This is a genomic window from Aeromonas sp. (assembly GCF_050633025.1).
In the GTDB taxonomy this organism is placed as follows: Bacteria; Pseudomonadota; Gammaproteobacteria; order Enterobacterales; family Aeromonadaceae; genus Aeromonas.
Genome location: NZ_JBODRQ010000035.1, coordinates 12,264 through 29,513 on the forward strand (window position 1 = coordinate 12,264; position 17,250 = coordinate 29,513).

The window sequence follows — 17,250 nt, forward strand, 5'->3', positions numbered from 1 at the left end:
AAAGGCCGTCAACACTTCCAGACGTCTAAATGGCTTTGCTGTTGGATTGCCATTAATTTCCTTAAGGGGTAAAATCCGCGCTCACGGCTAAATGAGAACAGGTGAGTCATGGGAACAGAGTGGAACGGCGACTACGTCAGCCCCTACGCGGAACACGGTAAAAAAAGCGAACAGGTCAAGAAAATTACCGTCTCGATCCCGCTCAAGGTGTTGAAAGTGTTGACCGATGAGCGCACCCGCCGTCAGGTGAACAACCTGCGTCATGCGACCAACAGCGAGTTGCTCTGTGAAGCCTTCCTGCACGCGTTCACCGGCCAGCCGCTCCCTTGCGACGAAGACTTGCGCAAGGATCATCCGGACAGTGTCCCTGCCGAAGCGCGCGCCATCATGGAAGCGCTGGGCAAAGAGATCGAAGATTTCGACAAAGAGTAAGCGATTTGTCATGCACAAGAGGCGACCCCGGGGTCGCCTCTTGTCGTTTCAACGGCCCCGTTCGCGGGGCCGTTGTTATTTCAGCAGGCTGAAGATCAGCGCCGAGACGGCCAGCGAACCGGTCAGCAGGATAAAACCGTTGGTCCAGCCGTGACGGAAGCGGGCCAGCGCCTCCACCTTGTAGATAGCAATCACCGGCATGATGAAGAGGATCATGGCGATAACCGGGCCGGAGAGGGTCTCCATCAGCCCCAGAATGCCCGGGTTGATGACGGCGGCGCCCCAGATGGCGAAGAACATCAGGGCGATGCCCAGCTTGTCCGCCTTGGCCAGCGGCAGGCCGGTGGGCTTGGCGATCAGGCTTTTCAGGCTTTCGCGGGCACCGAGGAAGTGGCCGAGGAAGGAGGAGCTGATGGCGATAAAGGCGATGAGCGGCCCCAGAGTCACGATCACCGGGTTGTCGGTGATGTTGGCGAGATAGGAGAGCACAGAGACGTTCTGGGCCTTGGCTTCAGCCAGCTGGGCTGGCGAGAGGCTCAGCACGCAGGAGAAGACGAAGAACAGCACGAAGGCCACCAGCATCACACTGGTGTTGCGCAGGATCAGGCTGCTCTTGGCTTCTGCCTGCTCGCCATACTCACGGCGCTGCACGTTGGCAAAGCCGGAGATGGCGGCAGCGTGGCTGAAGGCGAACACGGTGACCGGCAGCGCCAGCCAGACGGTGTTTAAGAAGCTGACGCCTTCAAACGCGGTCACTTCAGGCCACTGCCACTGGGGGATCAGATAGCAGGAGAGAGCCGCCAGAATGGCCGCCAGCGGATAGACCATAAAGGCGAAGGCGCGCAGCATCGCTTTCTCACCCGCCAGCATCACGGCGATCATGGCAAATACCAGCACGCCGGAGAGCATCACCCGATCCGGGGTCGCCATGCCGAGCTGGTTGACCATAAAGCTCTCCACCGTGTTGGTCAGCCCGACCCCGTAGATGAGCAGGATCGGGAAGATGGAGAGGAAGTAGAGCGCCGAGATGAGGCGACCGGCCATCTTGCCGAAATGTTCCTCCGCCACTTCGGTGAAGTCGGCTTGGGGGCGTGAAGAGGAGAGTACGAAGCGGGCCAGTCCGCGGTGGGCGAGGAAGGTCATGGGGCCTGCCAGCACCGCGACGATGACGAGGGGCCAGATCCCGCCCAGACCCAGATTGATGGGCAGGAACAGGATGCCGGCGCCAACGGCGGTGCCAAACAGGCTGATGACCCAGTGGGTGTCGTGACGGCGCCAGCGGGTGGTGCTGGCAGTGGTTGAGCAGGAACCGGATAGCTCCTTGGTAGCCTCTGCAGATAAACTCATTGGTAATTCACTTTTTGTTAGTGTTTTAATCTGAGTTTATTGTGATTTATCGGGATTTAATTCTCAAAAAACGAGACTGAAACATATCACTGCTATTGCGGGCTTTAGCCAGCGAGATTGGGAATGGAATCTTGGTCATATAATTCAACAAAACTGACATTGGTAATTTTTGTGAAATATAAAACCAAAATTTGATCTGCTCTCATTTTTTTATTTTGGCTAATCAGACGTTTTCAGAATTACGTGAAAAATAGCACCATTTCTCGCCGACCGATTGTGATGTTTCACTGTCATTTTGCCGCTTTGCCAGCGTATCACGCTGCTCAAGAGCACCTTGACCAGCTGATCACACCGGCCATCACCCGGGGCAACCTCCCTGAAAAAGCAGGCGGCCATCGGGCCGCCTGCTTGTCTGGTGTGATGATATCGCTACTCGTCTAGTGGGCCAGAATGTTGCCCCAGGCGAGATCCGGATCCCCCATCACGATAAAGTCCGGGTTCTCCAGTGACTCGGTCTCGTTGTAGCTGAGTGGTTGCAACGCCAGGCTGAGGATGCGGCCACCGGCTGCCTCGACGATGCACTGGGCGGCGGCGGTGTCCCACTCGCCGGTGGGGCCGAGCCGCACGTAGCAATCGGCCGCGCCTTCCGCCACCAGACAGGATTTGAGGGAGCTGGAGCCGAGCGGGATCAGCTCGTAGTTGATGGCCGGGTTGAGGCGGCGGGTGAGGTTCTCCAGCTTCTGGCGGCGGCTGATGGCCACCACCAGCGAGTCGGGCTGGTCATGCTCGTGGTGCATGGCGCTGATGGGCAACACCTCGCCATTCACCTCCTTGAAGGCGCCGTAGCCGCGCACCGCCCAGTAGAGCACGTTGGACTCGGGGGCGTAGATGACCCCGAGCACCGGCACATTGTCCCGCACCAGGGCGATCAGGGTGGCGAAGTCGCCGCTACCCGCGATGAACTCACCTGTGCCGTCGAGAGGATCCACCAGCCAGTACTGCCGCCAGTTGGATCGCTGGCTGAAGGGGATGTCGGCCGCCTCTTCGGTCAGTACCGGCACATGGGGGGTGAGCGCCGACAGCGCCTGTTTGAGGTAGGCATCGGCAGCAAGATCGGCACTGGTGACCGGGGTCGCATCCTCCTTCAGCTGACGCTCGAACTGACCGCCATGATAGATGTCGTGAAGGATCCTTCCGGCTTCGCGGGCAATCTCCTTGACCCCCGGCACCCAGGCCAACAACTCCTGCATCTCGTTATCCTCTGTCTGTTAACTGCCCGTCTGCGGGCTACTCTGCCTGCTCCGCCAGCCACTTCTGGGCCAGCAGCAGGGCACTGATGCTGCGCGACTCGGTGAAGTCGGGTCGCGCCAGCAATTCGTCGATCCTGTTGAGTGGCCAGGGGATCACCTCCAGCGGTTCGGGTTCATCGCCGATCCGCTGTTCGGGGAAGAGATCCTGGGCCAGCAAGATGTCCATCCGGCTGGAGAAGTAACCCGGCGCTAGCGACACCTGTTTGAGCAGGGTCAGGCTGTTGGCGCCAAAGCCCGCCTCTTCCATCAGTTCCCGGTTGCCTGCCTCGAAGGCATCTTCGCCCGGGTCGATCAGCCCCTTGGGGAAGCCCAGCTCGTAGGAGTGGGTGCCGGCGGCATATTCGCGCACCAGCAGCAGGGTATGCTCATCGAACAGCGGCACCACCATGACGGCGCCACGATTGCCGCCGCGCATCCGCTCGTAGACCCGCTCTTCGCCATTGGAGAATTTGAGGTGTAGCGATTCCACCTTGAACAGTCGGCTCTCGGCGACGATATCGGCTTTGAGGATCTCCGGTTTGCTCTTGGGGTGATCCAGTTGGTCGGCTGAGATGTGCTCGGGTTTGCTCTTGTGGGGGTCGCTCATCGGACGCTGGCTGCTCGTTAAAAAGTCGTGCTTCAAGAGTAAACGACTCTCACACCGAACACCACGGGCCAGGGAGGGCAAAGGGGGAGGAAAAATCCGCTATACTGCCGCCCCGTTTTCCGAGATCCGCGATCAAGAGGCACGATGCCACACTCCAGCTCCACCACCTTGCCCTGGCACCAGATAGATACCGTCTTGCTCGATATGGATGGCACCCTGATCGATCTGCATTTTGACAACCACCTCTGGCAACAGCTGGTGCCGGAGCGTTACGCCGAGCGGCTCGGTCTGCCGCTGGATGAAGCCAAAGCGCAGATCGATGTCCACTATCACGCCGTCAACGGCACCCTCAACTGGTACTGCGTGGATTACTGGAGCGAGACCCTGGGGCTCGATATTCGTGCCCTCAAGCAGGAGCTGCTGGCGAAGATCCAGTGGCGTCCCCACGCCATCCCCTTTCTGGCCGAGCTGCGCGCCGCGGGCAAGCAGCTGGTGCTTTTCACCAATGCCCACCCCGCCAGTCTGTCGGTGAAGGATGCGCAGCTGGGACTAAGCAACCATCTGGATCTGATGGTGAGTACCCACGAGCTGGGCTGGTCGAAGGAGAGCCAACACTGCTGGCAGGCACTGGCCGAGCGGCTGGCGTTCGATCCGGCCCGTACCCTGTTTGTGGATGACAGTGAGCGGATCCTGCGGGCCGCCGCCGACTATGGCATCGGCTATCAGCTGGCGATCCAGAATCCGGACAGCTGCAAGCCGGAGCAGAGCATCACCGCTTTTCCGGCGATCCGCGACTATGCCGAGTTGCTGCCGCTGGCAATCTGAATTTGCTGAAACGAGAGAGGGCTGCATCATGCAGCCCTCTCTGTATCTGAAACCTGGCGGTGAGAAAATCACAGCTCCCGAAACGGGCGCCGTTTCTCCTCTTCGATGACGATCGCCTCCAGATTGGCGATCCGCTCCTGCAATTCTCTGATGATCATATCCTGCTTGCCGAGGCGGTCGGTGATGCGGGCATCCCCCATCTGGTAGCGAGCCCGCTTGCCGAGATATCCGAACAATAGGCTGATAAATACGATCAGGACTATGCCTGTCCACATGGTCATGTCACGACTCCTTGTCGTCTATAAACGGCGAAAACGCTGATGAGATCTGCTCTGTTTTCTCATAGCCGCCAATTGGCCGCAATGGGGCCCGTTTCGCCTTTGTGATGCAGTTGGCTATTGCTGCCGGAGCGGGCGGCCAAGCCACCACCTTGTTACCCGGGTGGCTATTGCTGTCAGAGGGGGCGGCCAATCCAGAGTCCCCACAGGGTGAGGTGCAGCAGCACGATAAACCAGAAGACCAGCCGGTAGCTGCGCTTCTGGGTCTTGTGGCGCAGCCACTGGCGGGCAACCAGTGCCCCCGGCCAGCCGCCACACAGCTCCAGCAGATGGAGGCGGGATTCGGGAATGCGCCACTCACCGCGCACCGCCTGCCGCTTGTCCCAGGCGTAGGCGGCCACCGTGAGCAAGCTCATGAAGAGCAACACGGCCAGCGGCCACCACTGCTGCTCGCCGAGGCCGAGCCAGAGAGCGGCGCCCAGTGGCAGCAGCGCCAGCGCCATCATTGGGCCAGCACCCAGCAGCGCTCCTCGTCCTGCTTGAGTTTGCGGATCACCCTGGCCGGATTGCCCACCGCCACTGAGTCGGCCGGGATGTCGCGGGTCACCACAGCGCCCGCGCCAACGATGGATCGCGGCCCTATGGTGACGCCGGGGCAGATGATGGCGCCGCCGCCAATCCAGCAGTCGTCACCGATCCGCACCGGCTTGTTGTAGGCGGTCCAGTTGCGTCGCTCCAGATAGTTCATGGTGTGGGTGGCGGTGTAGATCTGCACGTTGGGGGCCAGCAGCACATGGCTGCCGATGTGCACTTCGCCCACGTCGAGAATGGTGACGTTGAAGTTGAAGAAGGTCTTCTCGCCGATATGAATGTTGCGGCCAAACTCGCAGGTAAACGGCGTGCTGATCCAGCAGGAGTCGGGGCAGTGGCCAAACAGTTCGCGGCAGATCTGCTGGCGCAGATGGGCATCGCCCGCCGATGAACCATTGAGCCGGGCCAGCAGCGCCTGACCGCGGATCCGGTCGTTGGCTATCTCCTCGCTCTGGCTATCCAGTGCCCCGCCTGCCAGTACCTTGTCCCAGTCGCTCGCCATTGCTACCTCCTCATGCTGCAAGAGGGGGCAGTATACGTGACAAGCGCGAGAGGCGTCAGTCTGTCACTTCTGGCAGGTGATCCCCGTCATCCTGCTGGCCAGACGAGGGGGAGGATCAGCAGGGCTGAGACGAAGTAGGGCAGCAGCACCCGCAGCCCGAGACTGCGGCCGCCAATGCCGAGGGCCAGCAACCCCTTCACCAGCGAGTTGACCAGTCCGGCCAGCAGGATGCCGCGAGCGGCCACCTCCAGCGCCAGCTCCTTGTGGGAGAGCTGGGAGAGCGACAGCGTGATGGCGTCCACATCGGTGATCCCCGACACCAGCGCCAGCAGATAGACCCCGGAGTTGCCCACCTTGTCTTGCAGCAGGGTGGCCATAAAGCCGATCAGCGCCAGCAGCAGGCCGAACTTGATGGCGGTGGCCAGATCGAGCGGGTTGCTGGTTTCCGGTTTTACCGGGCCATCGGTCAGCTCCTCACGCTGATGCCAGAACCAGAAGGCAAAGCCGTAGACCGTGGCCGCCAGCAATACGAGCGGGGCGACGAGGCGCATCGCCAGCTCGCTGTGAATGAGCAGCACCAGCAGCCGCAGCCACATGGTGGCCCCTGCCAGCAGGATGCCGGTAGCCAGCAGTCGCTCCAGCCCGCCCTGCTCCTTGTTGAGGCGGGCAAACTGCAGGGTGAGGGCGGTGGAGGAGGCCAATCCCGCCAGTATGCTGGTGAGCACCAGCCCGGCGCGGGTGCCGAGCAGCCGCACCGCGAAGTGGCCACAAAACGAGATGCCGGCGATCACCACCACCATCAGCCAGATCTTGAAGGGGTTGAAGGCGTCGAGGGGCCCCATCTCCTCGTTGGGCAGCACCGGCAGCAGCACCAGCGAGATAAGTAGAAAGCGCAGGGTGGCGTGAAACTCGGTCTCGCTCAAAAACAGCATCCCCTGTTGGATCTGTCCCTTCAAGCCCATCAACAGGGCGGCCAGCACGGCGCAGGCCACCGCCTCGCTCGGGCTCAGCAGCACCGACATCAGCCCCAGCAAATAGGTGAGCAGCATGGCTACCGAGCTGGTGAGGCCGAACTCCCCCTGCCAGCGCTGGGCCAGCCAGACCGAGAGGCCGCAGCCGATCACCACCGCCAGCAGGCCGAGCAGCGGCAGCCAGGGGCCCAGGGTCGGCAGCAGCAAGCCGCACACCCCGCCGAGCAGGCCGATGAGGCCGTAGGTCCGCATCCCGGCGATGCGCTGGTTATCCCCCAGTTGGCGTACCTGCCAGCCCCGCTCCAGTCCGATGATGAGGCCGATGGCCAGCGAGACCAGGGCACCATTGACCGGTTCTGCATTGATCCACATAACGACTTCCTTTTCGTCATCTGCCTGCCTTGTTCCCATGATGGCACAGCGAGCAAGGGGCCAGAGGGGCATGGCTCACAGAGTCTGCGTCCGGCTCCCGGTGCGGGTGGCTGAGTTGATATGAGCAAAAGAGATAAACAAAGAGTTATTTCTTTCTTCTGGGCATAACAACTCCACGGCATGCTGTTCTCAACCCAACAAGATATGGAGAATCACCATGAAACTGCGAATGACCGCCCTGACCCTGCTCTCCTTGCTGGCATTTGGCCAGGCCAATGCCGCCGAGATCCGCCTGCTCAACGTCTCTTACGATCCGACCCGCGAGCTGTTTCAGGAGTACAACGCCGCCTTTGCCAAGGAGTGGAAGGCGAAGACCGGTGACGACGTGGTGGTGAGCCAGTCTCACGGTGGCTCCGGCAAGCAGGCCCGCGCTGTGGTGGATGGACTGGAGGCCGACGTGGTATCGCTGGCGCTGGCCTACGATGTCAATGCCATCGCCAAGGCGGGGCTGACCGCTGCCGACTGGCAGAGTCGCCTCGGCAACAACGCCTCGCCCTATACCTCCACCATTGTCTTCCTGGTACGCAAGGGCAATCCCAAGCAGATCAAGGATTGGGATGATCTGGTGCGCAAGGATGTAGCCATCGTGACTCCCAACCCCAAGACCTCCGGCGGTGCCCGCTGGAATTATCTGGCTGCCTGGGGTTATGCCCTGAAGAAGAGTGGCAATGAAGAGGGGGCCAAACAGTTTGTCGGCGATCTCTACAAGAACGTGAAGGTGCTGGACTCAGGCGCCCGCGGTGCCACCACCAGCTTTACCGAGCGCGGTCTCGGTGACGTGCTGCTGGCGTGGGAGAACGAAGCCCTGCTGGTGCTTGGTCAGGCGGGTGCCAGCGACAAGTTCGAGCTGGTGGTGCCTTCGGTCTCCATTCTGGCGGAGCCGCCGGTCGCGGTGGTGGACAAGGTGGCCAAGAAGCACGGTACCGAAGCGGTGGCCAAGGCCTATCTCGATTATCTCTACTCTGACGAGGGGCAGCATATCGTCGCCAAACATCACTATCGCCCCAGCAACCCGGCGATCCTGAAGGAGACGGCAGCCCAGTTCCCGCAGCTTGCCTTCTTTACCGTCAAGGATCTGGAAGGGGATTGGGAGAAAGCCCAGAAGAAACACTTCGCCCAGGGTGGTCTGTTTGACCAGATCTATCAGCCGGGTCGTTGATAGCTTCGTTATCCATCACTAAACTGGCCCCTGTGCCAGCCGATAGGAGCACCAAGATGAACAAGATCCTCCTGGTTCCCGGTCTGCACAACAGTGGGCCGGATCACTGGCAGAGCCGCTGGCACGATCATTTTCCCCAATGGCAGCGGATGATCGGGCTACCTTGGGACAAGCCGGACCTCAGGGTCTGGAGTGCCAAGCTGGCGAGCAAGCTGAAACGTCGCCGCAGCCGGGTTCATCTGGTGGCTCACTCTTTTGGCGCGCTGACTGCCATTGCGGCGGCCCGCTTGCAGCCGGAGAAGGTGGCCTCGATCTTTCTGGTGGCGCCCGCCGATCCTGCCCGTTTTGGCATTGCGGATGAGGCCTTGGCCGGGCCGCTGCAGGTGTCGGCCCAGCTGGTGGCCAGCCGCAATGATCCCTGGATGAGCTTTGAACGGGCCGAATACTGGAGCCGTCAGTGGCAGGTGCCGCTGTTCGATGCTGGTGAGGCGGGCCATATCAATGCCCAGTCAGGTCATGGGGACTGGCATCAGGGGCTGCATTTGCTGGGGGCACTCTACCGCCGTGGTGAGCTGGTAGTGGCACCGGTCAAGATCGCATCGCCCCAGCCGGTCGTATTGGGCTTTCGCTAGGTATCTGTGAAGTGGTTGGAGGGTTGGCGAGCGCGCTGTTCGCTGGCTACTCCATGCCCCCGTTCTTTGAATGCTCCGCTCCGTATTGCTCCATTTCTTAGGTCTTTTATTTATATAAAAGACCTTTTTTTATTTGGAGTGCGCCAAGAGCCTTGTGACTCTGCGGTTAGACAAAAAAGTGATTAGCAAAGTCGCAATTGATGTTTGTTGCCGATGAGGGGAGTGCGCAGAATCACCATATCGAAAATTCTTCATAACAGATGGATGTGTTATGCGATTTGGTTCTTATTCTGTCCTGCCCGGTTTTGGCCCCACCCTGGGGTTCAGCCTGCTCTATCTGGGCCTGCTGGTGCTGTTGCCGCTCTCGGCCCTGGTACTGTTTGCGATCAACAACCTGACCGCAACCGAGTTCTGGCAGGTGATCGGTTCACCCCGGGTGCTCCCCTCCTTTCGCCTGAGCTTCGGTGCGGCCTTTGTCGCGGCGCTGCTCAACAGCCTGTTTGGCCTGATCCTGGCCTGGATCCTGGTGCGCTACACCTTCCCCGGTCGTCGTCTGGTGGATGCGCTGATCGACCTGCCATTCGCCATGCCGACCGCCGTGTCCGGCATCGCCCTGTGCGCCATCTTCGCCCCCAACGGCTGGATCGGCCAGTTGCTGGCGCCGCTCGGCATCCAGCTCGCCTATAACCCTATTGGGGTGGTGATTGCCCTCACCTTTATCGGATTGCCGTTTGTGGTGCGTACCCTGCAGCCGGTGCTGCGGGAGGCTGAAACCGAGCAAGAGGAGGCGGCCGCCAGCCTCGGCGCCGATCGCTGGCAGACCTTTCTGCGGGTGCTCTGGCCGACCCTGATCCCGGCCCTGCTCACCGGCTTTGCGCTGGCGTTTGCCCGCGGGGTGGGGGAGTACGGCTCCGTCATCTTCATCGCCGGCAACCTGCCGATGGTCTCGGAAATCGCGCCGCTGATGATCATGAGCCATCTGGAGGAGTACGACTATGCCGGCGCCTCTGCCATTGCCGTGGTGATGCTGCTGATCTCATTCATTTTGTTACTGCTAATCAACAAGTTGCAGGCCTGGAGCTGGTCTCGTATCGGAGGGAGCCGGATATGAACGCATCGACACTCGCCCTTGAAGTCCCCCCTGTGGAGGTTGCTCCCGTGCGCAAGGCTCCTCCTGTGATCCGCGAGCCCCTGTGGGTCAAATGGCTGCTTATCACGGTCGGTTTGGGCTGGTTTGCCGCCCTGTTGCTGCTGCCGTTGGCCACCGTCTTTATTCAGGCGCTGAGCCCCGGGCTGGTCTTCTTCTGGCACGCCATTAGCGAGCCGGATGCCCTGAGCGCCCTCGGTCTGACCGCACTGGTGACGCTCTGTGCGGTTCCTCTCAATCTGCTGTTCGGGATCGCGGCGGCCTGGGCCATCGCCCGTTTCCGCTTCCCCGGTCGGCAGCTGCTCATCACCATCATCGATCTGCCCTTCTCGGTGTCGCCGGTGATCGCCGGCCTGATGCTGGTGTTGATGTTCGGCAGCCGCGGCTGGTTCGGTGACTGGCTGAGCGAACATGACATCAAGATCATCTTCGCCACCCCGGGGATCATCCTGGCCACCACCTTCATTACCGTGCCCTTCGTGGTGCGCGAGCTGCTGCCCCAGATGGAGGCGCGTGGCCCGGAAGAGGAAGAGGCGGCCATCATGCTGGGGGCGAGCGGTCTGCAGATGTTCTGGCGCGTCACCCTGCCCGGCATTCGCTGGAGCCTGATGTACGGCCTGCTGCTCTGTACCGCCCGCGCGGTCGGGGAGTTTGGCGCGGTGTCGGTGGTTTCCGGTCATATTCGCGGCCAGACCAATACCCTGCCGCTGCATATCGAGATCCTCTACAACGAGTACCAGACCGGCGCCGCCTTCGCGGTGGCAAGCCTCTTGGCTCTGTTCGGGATCTTCACCCTGCTGGGGGAAACCCTGTTGGCCCGGCTGCGTGCCCAGCCCACCAAATCTCACTGATCACCGTTTTAAAGAGGCAGCCATGAGCATTCAGGTTCAACAACTCAACAAGCATTTCAATCAGTACGCGGCGCTGGCAGACATCAACCTCGACTTTCACGACGGTGAGCTGGTGGCGCTGCTCGGCCCCTCCGGCTGTGGCAAGACTACCCTGCTGCGGATCATCGCCGGGCTGGAGCAGGCCGACAGTGGCAGCGTCATCATCCGCGGTGAGGACGCCTCGGATCTCCATGTGCGTGAGCGCAACGTCGGCTTCGTGTTCCAGCACTACGCCCTGTTTCGCCACATGACGGTATTCGAAAACGTAGCGTTTGGCCTTAGGGTCAAACCGCGCAGCGAGCGCCCGGCCGAGGCGGCCATTCGCGCCCGGGTCAAAGAGCTGCTGGATCTGGTGCAGCTCAGCCACGTAGCCGAGCGCTATCCGACCCAGCTCTCCGGCGGTCAGCGCCAGCGGGTTGCGTTGGCCCGCGCGCTGGCGGTGCAGCCCAAGGTGTTGCTCTTGGACGAGCCCTTCGGCGCCCTCGATGCGCAGGTGCGCAAGGAGCTGCGCCGCTGGCTGCGCGAGCTGCACGACGAGCTGCATGTCACCAGCCTGTTCGTCACTCACGATCAGGAAGAAGCCTTGGAGGTAGCAGATCGGGTGGTGCTGATGAACGCCGGACGGGTCGAGCAGATTGGCACCCCGGCCGAGGTCTACGACCAGCCCGCCAGCTCCTTCGTCCACAGCTTCCTCGGCAGTGTGAATCAGTTCCGCGGTCGGGTGGCGGAGCAGGGATTCGGCATCGGCGAGCAGTTGCTCGGCGGGCCGTCGGCTTCTCATCTTGCTCACGGCAGTGCCGCCATCGCCTATGTCCGTCCCCATGAGCTGGAGATCTTGCCAGCCGATGCGCCGGGCGGGATCCGCGCCACCATCACCCGTCTGCTGCCCATGGGGCCGCGCATTCGGGTGGAGCTGCGCGGCGATGGCGAGACCAAAGGGGCTCACTATGAGGCGGAGCTGAGCAAGGAGGCGGCCAAGCAGTTTGCCCCTGGACAGGGGGTGAGGCTGGTGGCCAGGCAGGCGCAGTTCTATCCCGATTACCAGATTTGATGTTGTGTTGCGGGTGGCATGGCCACCCGGGGTCAGGCGCTCTGCCTGGGCATGATCCGGCCAAATAACAAAAATGAGGGGGGACCAGATTGTGTCACCCACTCTTCGCAAGAGGCGACAAGGTGAATTTTCAGCAGTTACGCATTATCCGGGAGGCAGCGCGGCGGGATTACAACCTGACCGAGGTGGCCAACGCCCTTTTTACCTCGCAATCCGGGGTTAGTCGCCATATCCGCGAGCTGGAAGAGGAGCTCGGTATCGAACTATTTATCCGCTACGGCAAGCGGCTGCTCGGTATGACCGAGCCTGGCAAGGAGCTGCTGGTGATTGCCGAGCGCATTCTCAATGACGCCAACAACATCCGCAAACTGGCCAGCACCTTTGCCAACCGCGACTCGGGACGTTTACTGGTGGCGACCACCCATACCCAGGCACGTTATGCCCTGCCGCGGGTGGTGAAGGCGTTTCGCGAGCAGTTCCCGCTAGTGCAGCTGGAGCTGCGTCAGGGAAGCCCGGAGGAGATAGTGCGGCTGGTGCAGACCGGCGAGGTGGATATCGGCATCAGCAGCGAGCAGCTCGACAAGAGCGAAGGGGTGGTGGCATTTCCCTACTACCGCTGGCACCACAATATCGTGGTGCCCGAGCAACATCCGCTTACTGGCGAGCGGGATCTGACGCTGGCGGCGCTGGCCAACTGGCCCATCGTCACCTATCAAGCCGGGTTGACCGGGCGGGTGCGGGTGGATGAAGCCTTTGCTGCGGCTGGTATTGAACCGCAGATCCTGCTGACCGCGCAGGACTCCGACGTCATCAAAACCTATGTCGAGCTGGAGATGGGGGTCGGCATACTGGCTGATATGGCGTTCGACGCGCAGCGCGATCAGGGGCTGGTGCAGCTCGACGGCAGCCATCTGTTTGCCCCCCACACCGCCTGGATTGGCCTCAAGCAGGGGCAGTTCCAGCACAACTTTGCCTGGCAGTTTATCCAGCTCTGCAACCCCGAGCTGGCGCTGGCGGATATTCAGGCCCGCGCCATGGGCAGCGAACCCGCCCTCGACTTCCAGATTTGAATCGGAAGAGACGACAGAAGGGGAGCCAATGGCTCCCCTTTTGCTATCCGGTGGCGAGTTACTTCACTTCATCCCACGCCATCTGCCAGTTGGAGCCGACACCCGGTTCGTACTGGGTGGCAGTGGTGGTCCACTGCTGGCAGTAGCCGCTGTAGGGGAAGGGCTTGCACTGATAGACCTTGCCATTTTTCGGTTGCTGCACCTTGGTGCCGGCAGTATAGGATTTCAGCGAGCTCGGGAAGACGAAGTCATATTCGCCGCTGCTCTGCTCCTTGAACATCAGATCCATGGTCTGCTGGATGGTCTCGCCACCCGCTTTCGGAGTGGCCTTGATCACCAGCTGGTGGTGACCTGCCTTGAGCCCTTCCAGCGCCATGGTAAAGGTGTGGCTGCTCTCCTTGATGTCGGCACTGCTTTCACCCTTGGCAACGCCGCCGTGGTCATAGAGGGTGTTGGTGACGGCCAGATCGCCTTGTGCGGTGGCGGTGAAATCGAGGGTGGCTTTGCCGCTGTCCAGCACATAGTCGCGGGCCAGACCGCTGACGCTGATGCTGTCCACTACCGGCGGCTGCAGCTGTTGCAGGTCAATCTCGACTCGCTCCAGCTTGCTGTTTCGCTTCAGATAGATGGGGTTCATACCGTAGACCGGATTGAACTGGCCATCGGCTCCTTGCTGACCGGCGCGGATCAGGCTCTGTTCGGCGTTGATCTTGCTGGCGAGGGCATGAGCCCAGCTGTTTTTCTGGCCCTGCTCGGCAGTGGTGATGGTCAGCACGGTCTGCAGATCGGGACGCTCGCCGTTGGCATCGAATACCCGGGTCATCGCCTTATCACCCACAGCGAGGTCGATGGAGGGGTAGATGGTGCCTGCCTGGCTCCACGCCAGCGGCGGCTGGGTGCCATCTTTGAACTTGGCATCGATGATGTTGTAGAAGCTGTTGTCGGTGTCGCCCACTTCCCACACACCGAGGATCACTTGATAACCGGTGCGCTGTGGCAGGGTACAGTTGTGGGTCACCTGCTTGGGCGGTTGCAACTTGTTGCCGTCGATGACGCAGAAGGGGGTCAGGTCGAACGAGGCGCGGGTGAGCGGCTGGTTGGGGTTCCAGTCCTGCTTGGTGAGGTAGTAGCGCCAGTTGCGGGTGACGTGGTTGGCGGTGAAGTTCCAGCTGATGGCGAAGGGGCCGGGCTGTACGTCACGCTTGGTCCAGCGGTCGCTGGTCTGGATGTTCAGCTCGCTCCAGCGCGGACTGCCTGCCGAAGCGATTTGGCCATCCTGTGGGCCGCTCTGCGGGAAGCCGGAAGGGCCCTCCACGCTCTGGGGTTCCCACTGCACGCCGCCACACTGGCTGTTGCCGCCGGTTTTGCAAAGGTAGTTGCGACTCTCGGGCTGGCTGATATAGCCATGCGCCAGGGCACTGCCGCTGGCCAGTAGAGCTAGTACCGCTGCGATATGATTGAGTTGGATTTTTGCTGCCATACATTCCTCTGCTCGATAAATGTGGGCAGTCAGTTGGCCGGGGGGGAGACCCCCGATGCACACTTGCGTGTGGCAGCCCCGCTATCCTGGACAACATGTCTGTAGATCGGTGGCTTTGCGTCCTGACCTTTCGGTCAGTTTGCCAAATGACTGGTTAGTGATGGGCCGAATGTTCGGCCAACAGCATTGTGCACTGTGTTGATTAATTATCTGAAGCTAAATGTTTAAATCGGTATCTAATAATAATGCTATTACCTTAACTTATTGTTTTTAAATTGTTTGTTTTTTGTTATGGAGAGTGACTCCGTTAAATATGGCGGTAAGGTGTGTGCTGATTGCATATTGCGGACGTAAAAAACCTGCCAGTCAGGCTGGCAGGTCGGCAAGGCGCACATATTGACGCGTCAGTGACGGGCGCGCAGCTCGGTGGAGGGTTGAGGTACAGGGATTATCATCGGGGCAGCAGCGGACTCCTTGTCCAGTTTGAACACTGCAAGTCGATCATCGAGACTGCGGGAGAGACTGGCCAGCATCTCGCTCTCCTGTGCCAGTTGCGAGGCGGACTGTGACATTTCCAGCGCCGAGTCGTTGATACCGCTGACATTGCGGTTCATATCCTCGGCCACCATGCTCTGCTGCTCGGCGGCGGTGGCAATCTGGGTTGCCATGTCGCTCACATGCTGGATATGGTTGACAATCAGGGTGAGATCCTGCCCCGCCTGCTGGGACTGGTTGACGCTGCTTTCGGCCAGTTTTCGGCTGGCATCCATGGCATTGGCTGCAGTGACGGCCCGTTGCTGCAACTGGGCAATGGTGCTCTGGATCTCTTCGGTAGATTGGCGAGTGCGGCTGGCCAGTTGACGCACCTCGTCGGCCACCACGGCAAAGCCCCGCCCCTGCTCGCCAGCCCGTGCCGCCTCGATGGCGGCGTTAAGGGCCAGCAGGTTGGTCTGATCAGAAATGGCGCTGATGACGGCAGTGACTTCGCTGATCTGCATCACTCCCTCTTTGAGCTGGTTCACTTGCTGGGTGGCTTGCCCAACCTCGCTGGCCAGTGCCTGGATGCCATTTACACTGGCGTGAACATCTCGGTTGCCGAGGCCTGCTTCACCGGTCGCCTCCTGGGTATCCCGCGCGGTATTTTCGGCATGACCGGCCACATCGGAGATGGTCGTGCTCATCTCGTGCATGGCAGTGGCGAGCTGGGACAGCTGATCCCGCTGGCTGGTGACCGCCTGATTGGTCTGCTCGGCGGAGGCGGCAATGCGCAGGGCTGCGTCCGCTACGTTGCGGGCTCCCTGGCTTGCCTCCAGCAGGGCGTTGCGGATGGCATCGAGGCTCTGGTTGGTACAGCGGGCGACAACGCCAAGTTCGTCTTTACCCAGTACCGGGATGCTGACCACCAGATCCCCTTGGGCGACTCGCTGCATGGCGTTGTTAAGCTGGCTGAGGGGAGAGACGATAGAGCGGGTGATACGCCAGCCCAGTAAACCCATCAGCACAATGACGATGGCGGTAGCGCTGCCCATCTTCATGTACTGGGCCCAGATGGTCTGGTGGATGTCCTGCAGCAGCATGCCAGCACCGAGGATCCAGCCCCAAGGTTGGTAGCCGGAGACCATGGAGAGCTTGTCAGCGGTCTCGCCCGATGGGCCGACCCAGTCATATTTCAGGGTGCCCTGTTGGCCCCCCTTGGCCATATCTACCATCTGATACCAGAATTGCCCGGCTGTGGCTGCGCCCCCTTCCCCCATTTTTTGGCCGACCAGTTCGGGGCTGATGGGATGCACCAGCATCTTGCGACTCTCATCGATGACGAACAAATAGTTGTTGCCATCAAAGCGCATATTGGTCAGCAGCTTGCGTGCCTCTTGCTGCGCCTGCTCCATAGGCAGGGTGCTGGCCAGAAACTGGATTTGGCTCATGGCCTGACCAAGTACCGCATTGAGCCGTGCCTCTCGCTCGCTCATCAGATTACGCTGGAGCGTGTTGGCGGAGATAAGTAGCAGCGAGACAAAACCGATAAACGCTAGCGTGAGCAGCAAAATCAATTTGCGGCTCACGGTGATATCACCGAGTTTTAACATGACTAATCCCTCATTCCCTGTTGATTTATGTGGCTTTCTGCTGCGACAGCCAGCTTGTTGATCTTAACAACGCATAGACTTTCAACTCATTGATGAATTCCTCAAATGAGTATTGTGTTATCACTATAGTCTGCAGACAGCAACCTCTACTTTTTGGTAGCGTGTTGATGCGCATCCCTGCGTCTTTATTGCCAAAAGGTGTCAATTTTTGGCATGTCATCAAAAAAGGAGTGGGCCCCGAAGCGGGGGTTCCCATGAAAAGAGGGAAGGTATGAGTGCCATTGCCAGGAATTACTTCAACCAGCTCAACGCCGACTACCTGCTGGTACACAGGCGCAAAGAGGATCTCTTCTGGTCCACCTACATGGGCACCAGCGATGATCAGGCCGGTTTCACTGTGGCCGAGCAGGGGCGTTGTTTCCCAAATCGATGCAGCTTGAATGGAACTAATTGAGGGTTC

The 17,250-nt window shown here is 60.5% G+C and carries 18 protein-coding genes and 1 riboswitch; of the genes, 8 read left to right on the plus strand and 10 right to left on the minus strand.

The genetic code is table 11. From position 1 onward, the window contains the following. Positions 1 to 108 precede the first annotated feature (108 nt). Positions 109 to 432 (plus strand): met regulon transcriptional regulator MetJ, encoded by a 324-nt coding sequence (metJ, locus tag ACRAUW_RS07085; protein WP_005343046.1) that lies wholly within the window; start codon positions 109 to 111, stop codon positions 430 to 432. 75 nt (positions 433 to 507) lie between these two features. Here the strand turns inward: metJ and ACRAUW_RS07090 are convergent, their stop codons facing one another. The 3 genes from ACRAUW_RS07090 to nudE form a co-directional block, all read right to left on the minus strand. Continuing rightward, a complete protein-coding gene (locus ACRAUW_RS07090; RefSeq protein WP_431361716.1) occupies positions 508 to 1,779 on the minus strand; it encodes an aromatic amino acid transport family protein in 1,272 nt (423 codons plus the stop codon). Positions 1,780 to 2,216: 437 nt separating this feature from the next. Further along, positions 2,217 to 3,029, minus strand: a complete 813-nt coding sequence (gene cysQ, locus ACRAUW_RS07095; RefSeq protein ID WP_005357849.1) for a 3'(2'),5'-bisphosphate nucleotidase CysQ — start codon at positions 3,027 to 3,029, stop codon at positions 2,217 to 2,219. A gap of 37 nt (positions 3,030 to 3,066) precedes the next feature. Continuing rightward, entirely contained in the window at positions 3,067 to 3,675 is a 609-nt protein-coding gene (gene nudE, locus ACRAUW_RS07100) for an ADP compounds hydrolase NudE (RefSeq protein ID WP_431361717.1), read from the minus strand. A gap of 144 nt (positions 3,676 to 3,819) precedes the next feature. On the opposite strand from nudE, the gene yrfG reads away from it, so the two are divergent. Further along, a complete protein-coding gene (gene yrfG / locus ACRAUW_RS07105; RefSeq protein ID WP_431361718.1) occupies positions 3,820 to 4,500 on the plus strand; it encodes a GMP/IMP nucleotidase in 681 nt (226 codons plus the stop codon). A gap of 68 nt (positions 4,501 to 4,568) precedes the next feature. Here yrfG and ACRAUW_RS07110 read toward each other — a convergent pair whose 3' ends face one another. The 4 genes from ACRAUW_RS07110 to ACRAUW_RS07125 form a co-directional block, all read right to left on the minus strand. Then, positions 4,569 to 4,781, minus strand: a complete 213-nt coding sequence (locus tag ACRAUW_RS07110) for a hypothetical protein (RefSeq protein ID WP_040067337.1) — start codon at positions 4,779 to 4,781, stop codon at positions 4,569 to 4,571. 173 nt (positions 4,782 to 4,954) lie between these two features. Then, the gene (locus tag ACRAUW_RS07115; RefSeq protein ID WP_431361719.1) at positions 4,955 to 5,284 is read right to left on the minus strand and encodes a DUF1294 domain-containing protein; all 330 of its coding nucleotides are present in this window, start codon (positions 5,282 to 5,284) and stop codon (positions 4,955 to 4,957) included. Continuing rightward, complete coding sequence (locus ACRAUW_RS07120) at positions 5,281 to 5,871, minus strand: sugar O-acetyltransferase (RefSeq protein WP_431361720.1); 591 nt, start codon at positions 5,869 to 5,871, stop codon at positions 5,281 to 5,283. The genes ACRAUW_RS07115 and ACRAUW_RS07120 overlap by 4 nt, the downstream gene beginning before the upstream one ends. Positions 5,872 to 5,957: 86 nt before the next feature. Beyond that, a complete protein-coding gene (locus ACRAUW_RS07125; protein ID WP_431361721.1) occupies positions 5,958 to 7,214 on the minus strand; it encodes an MgtC/SapB family protein in 1,257 nt (418 codons plus the stop codon). A gap of 217 nt (positions 7,215 to 7,431) precedes the next feature. Here ACRAUW_RS07125 and ACRAUW_RS07130 point away from each other — a divergent pair, with 217 nt between their 5' ends. The 6 genes from ACRAUW_RS07130 to cbl all read left to right on the plus strand — a co-directional run bounded on the left by ACRAUW_RS07130 (position 7,432) and on the right by cbl (position 13,223). Further along, a complete protein-coding gene (locus ACRAUW_RS07130) occupies positions 7,432 to 8,433 on the plus strand; it encodes a sulfate ABC transporter substrate-binding protein (RefSeq protein ID WP_431361722.1) in 1,002 nt (333 codons plus the stop codon). 56 nt (positions 8,434 to 8,489) lie between these two features. Further along, the gene (locus ACRAUW_RS07135) at positions 8,490 to 9,065 is read left to right on the plus strand and encodes an RBBP9/YdeN family alpha/beta hydrolase (protein WP_201902593.1); all 576 of its coding nucleotides are present in this window, start codon (positions 8,490 to 8,492) and stop codon (positions 9,063 to 9,065) included. A gap of 271 nt (positions 9,066 to 9,336) precedes the next feature. Next, positions 9,337 to 10,176 carry a sulfate ABC transporter permease subunit CysT gene (gene cysT / locus ACRAUW_RS07140; RefSeq protein ID WP_431361723.1) on the plus strand — a complete coding sequence of 280 codons (840 nt, stop codon included), beginning with the start codon at positions 9,337 to 9,339 and terminating at the stop codon, positions 10,174 to 10,176. Further along, positions 10,173 to 11,063 carry a sulfate ABC transporter permease subunit CysW gene (cysW, locus tag ACRAUW_RS07145; RefSeq protein WP_431361724.1) on the plus strand — a complete coding sequence of 297 codons (891 nt, stop codon included), beginning with the start codon at positions 10,173 to 10,175 and terminating at the stop codon, positions 11,061 to 11,063. The genes cysT and cysW overlap by 4 nt, the downstream gene beginning before the upstream one ends. 22 nt (positions 11,064 to 11,085) lie before the next feature. Then, positions 11,086 to 12,153, plus strand: coding sequence for a sulfate/molybdate ABC transporter ATP-binding protein (locus ACRAUW_RS07150; RefSeq protein WP_042030337.1), 1,068 nt, complete (start codon positions 11,086 to 11,088; stop codon positions 12,151 to 12,153). A gap of 122 nt (positions 12,154 to 12,275) precedes the next feature. After that, complete coding sequence (cbl, locus tag ACRAUW_RS07155; protein WP_120414722.1) at positions 12,276 to 13,223, plus strand: HTH-type transcriptional regulator Cbl; 948 nt, start codon at positions 12,276 to 12,278, stop codon at positions 13,221 to 13,223. Positions 13,224 to 13,281: 58 nt separating this feature from the next. Here cbl and gbpA read toward each other — a convergent pair whose 3' ends face one another. The 3 genes from gbpA to ACRAUW_RS07170 form a co-directional block, all read right to left on the minus strand. Continuing rightward, positions 13,282 to 14,703: an N-acetylglucosamine-binding protein GbpA gene (gene gbpA / locus ACRAUW_RS07160; RefSeq protein WP_431361725.1), complete on the minus strand. Its 1,422-nt coding sequence runs from the start codon at positions 14,701 to 14,703 to the stop codon at positions 13,282 to 13,284. 68 nt (positions 14,704 to 14,771) lie between these two features. Further along, positions 14,772 to 14,857: riboswitch (cyclic di-GMP riboswitch) on the minus strand. A 250-nt stretch (positions 14,858 to 15,107) separates the two neighbouring features. After that, entirely contained in the window at positions 15,108 to 16,790 is a 1,683-nt protein-coding gene (locus ACRAUW_RS07165) for a methyl-accepting chemotaxis protein (protein WP_431361726.1), read from the minus strand. A gap of 25 nt (positions 16,791 to 16,815) precedes the next feature. After that, positions 16,816 to 17,250, minus strand: a 435-nt coding sequence (locus ACRAUW_RS07170; RefSeq protein ID WP_431361727.1) for a hypothetical protein, incomplete at its 5' end; no start/stop codon positions are given.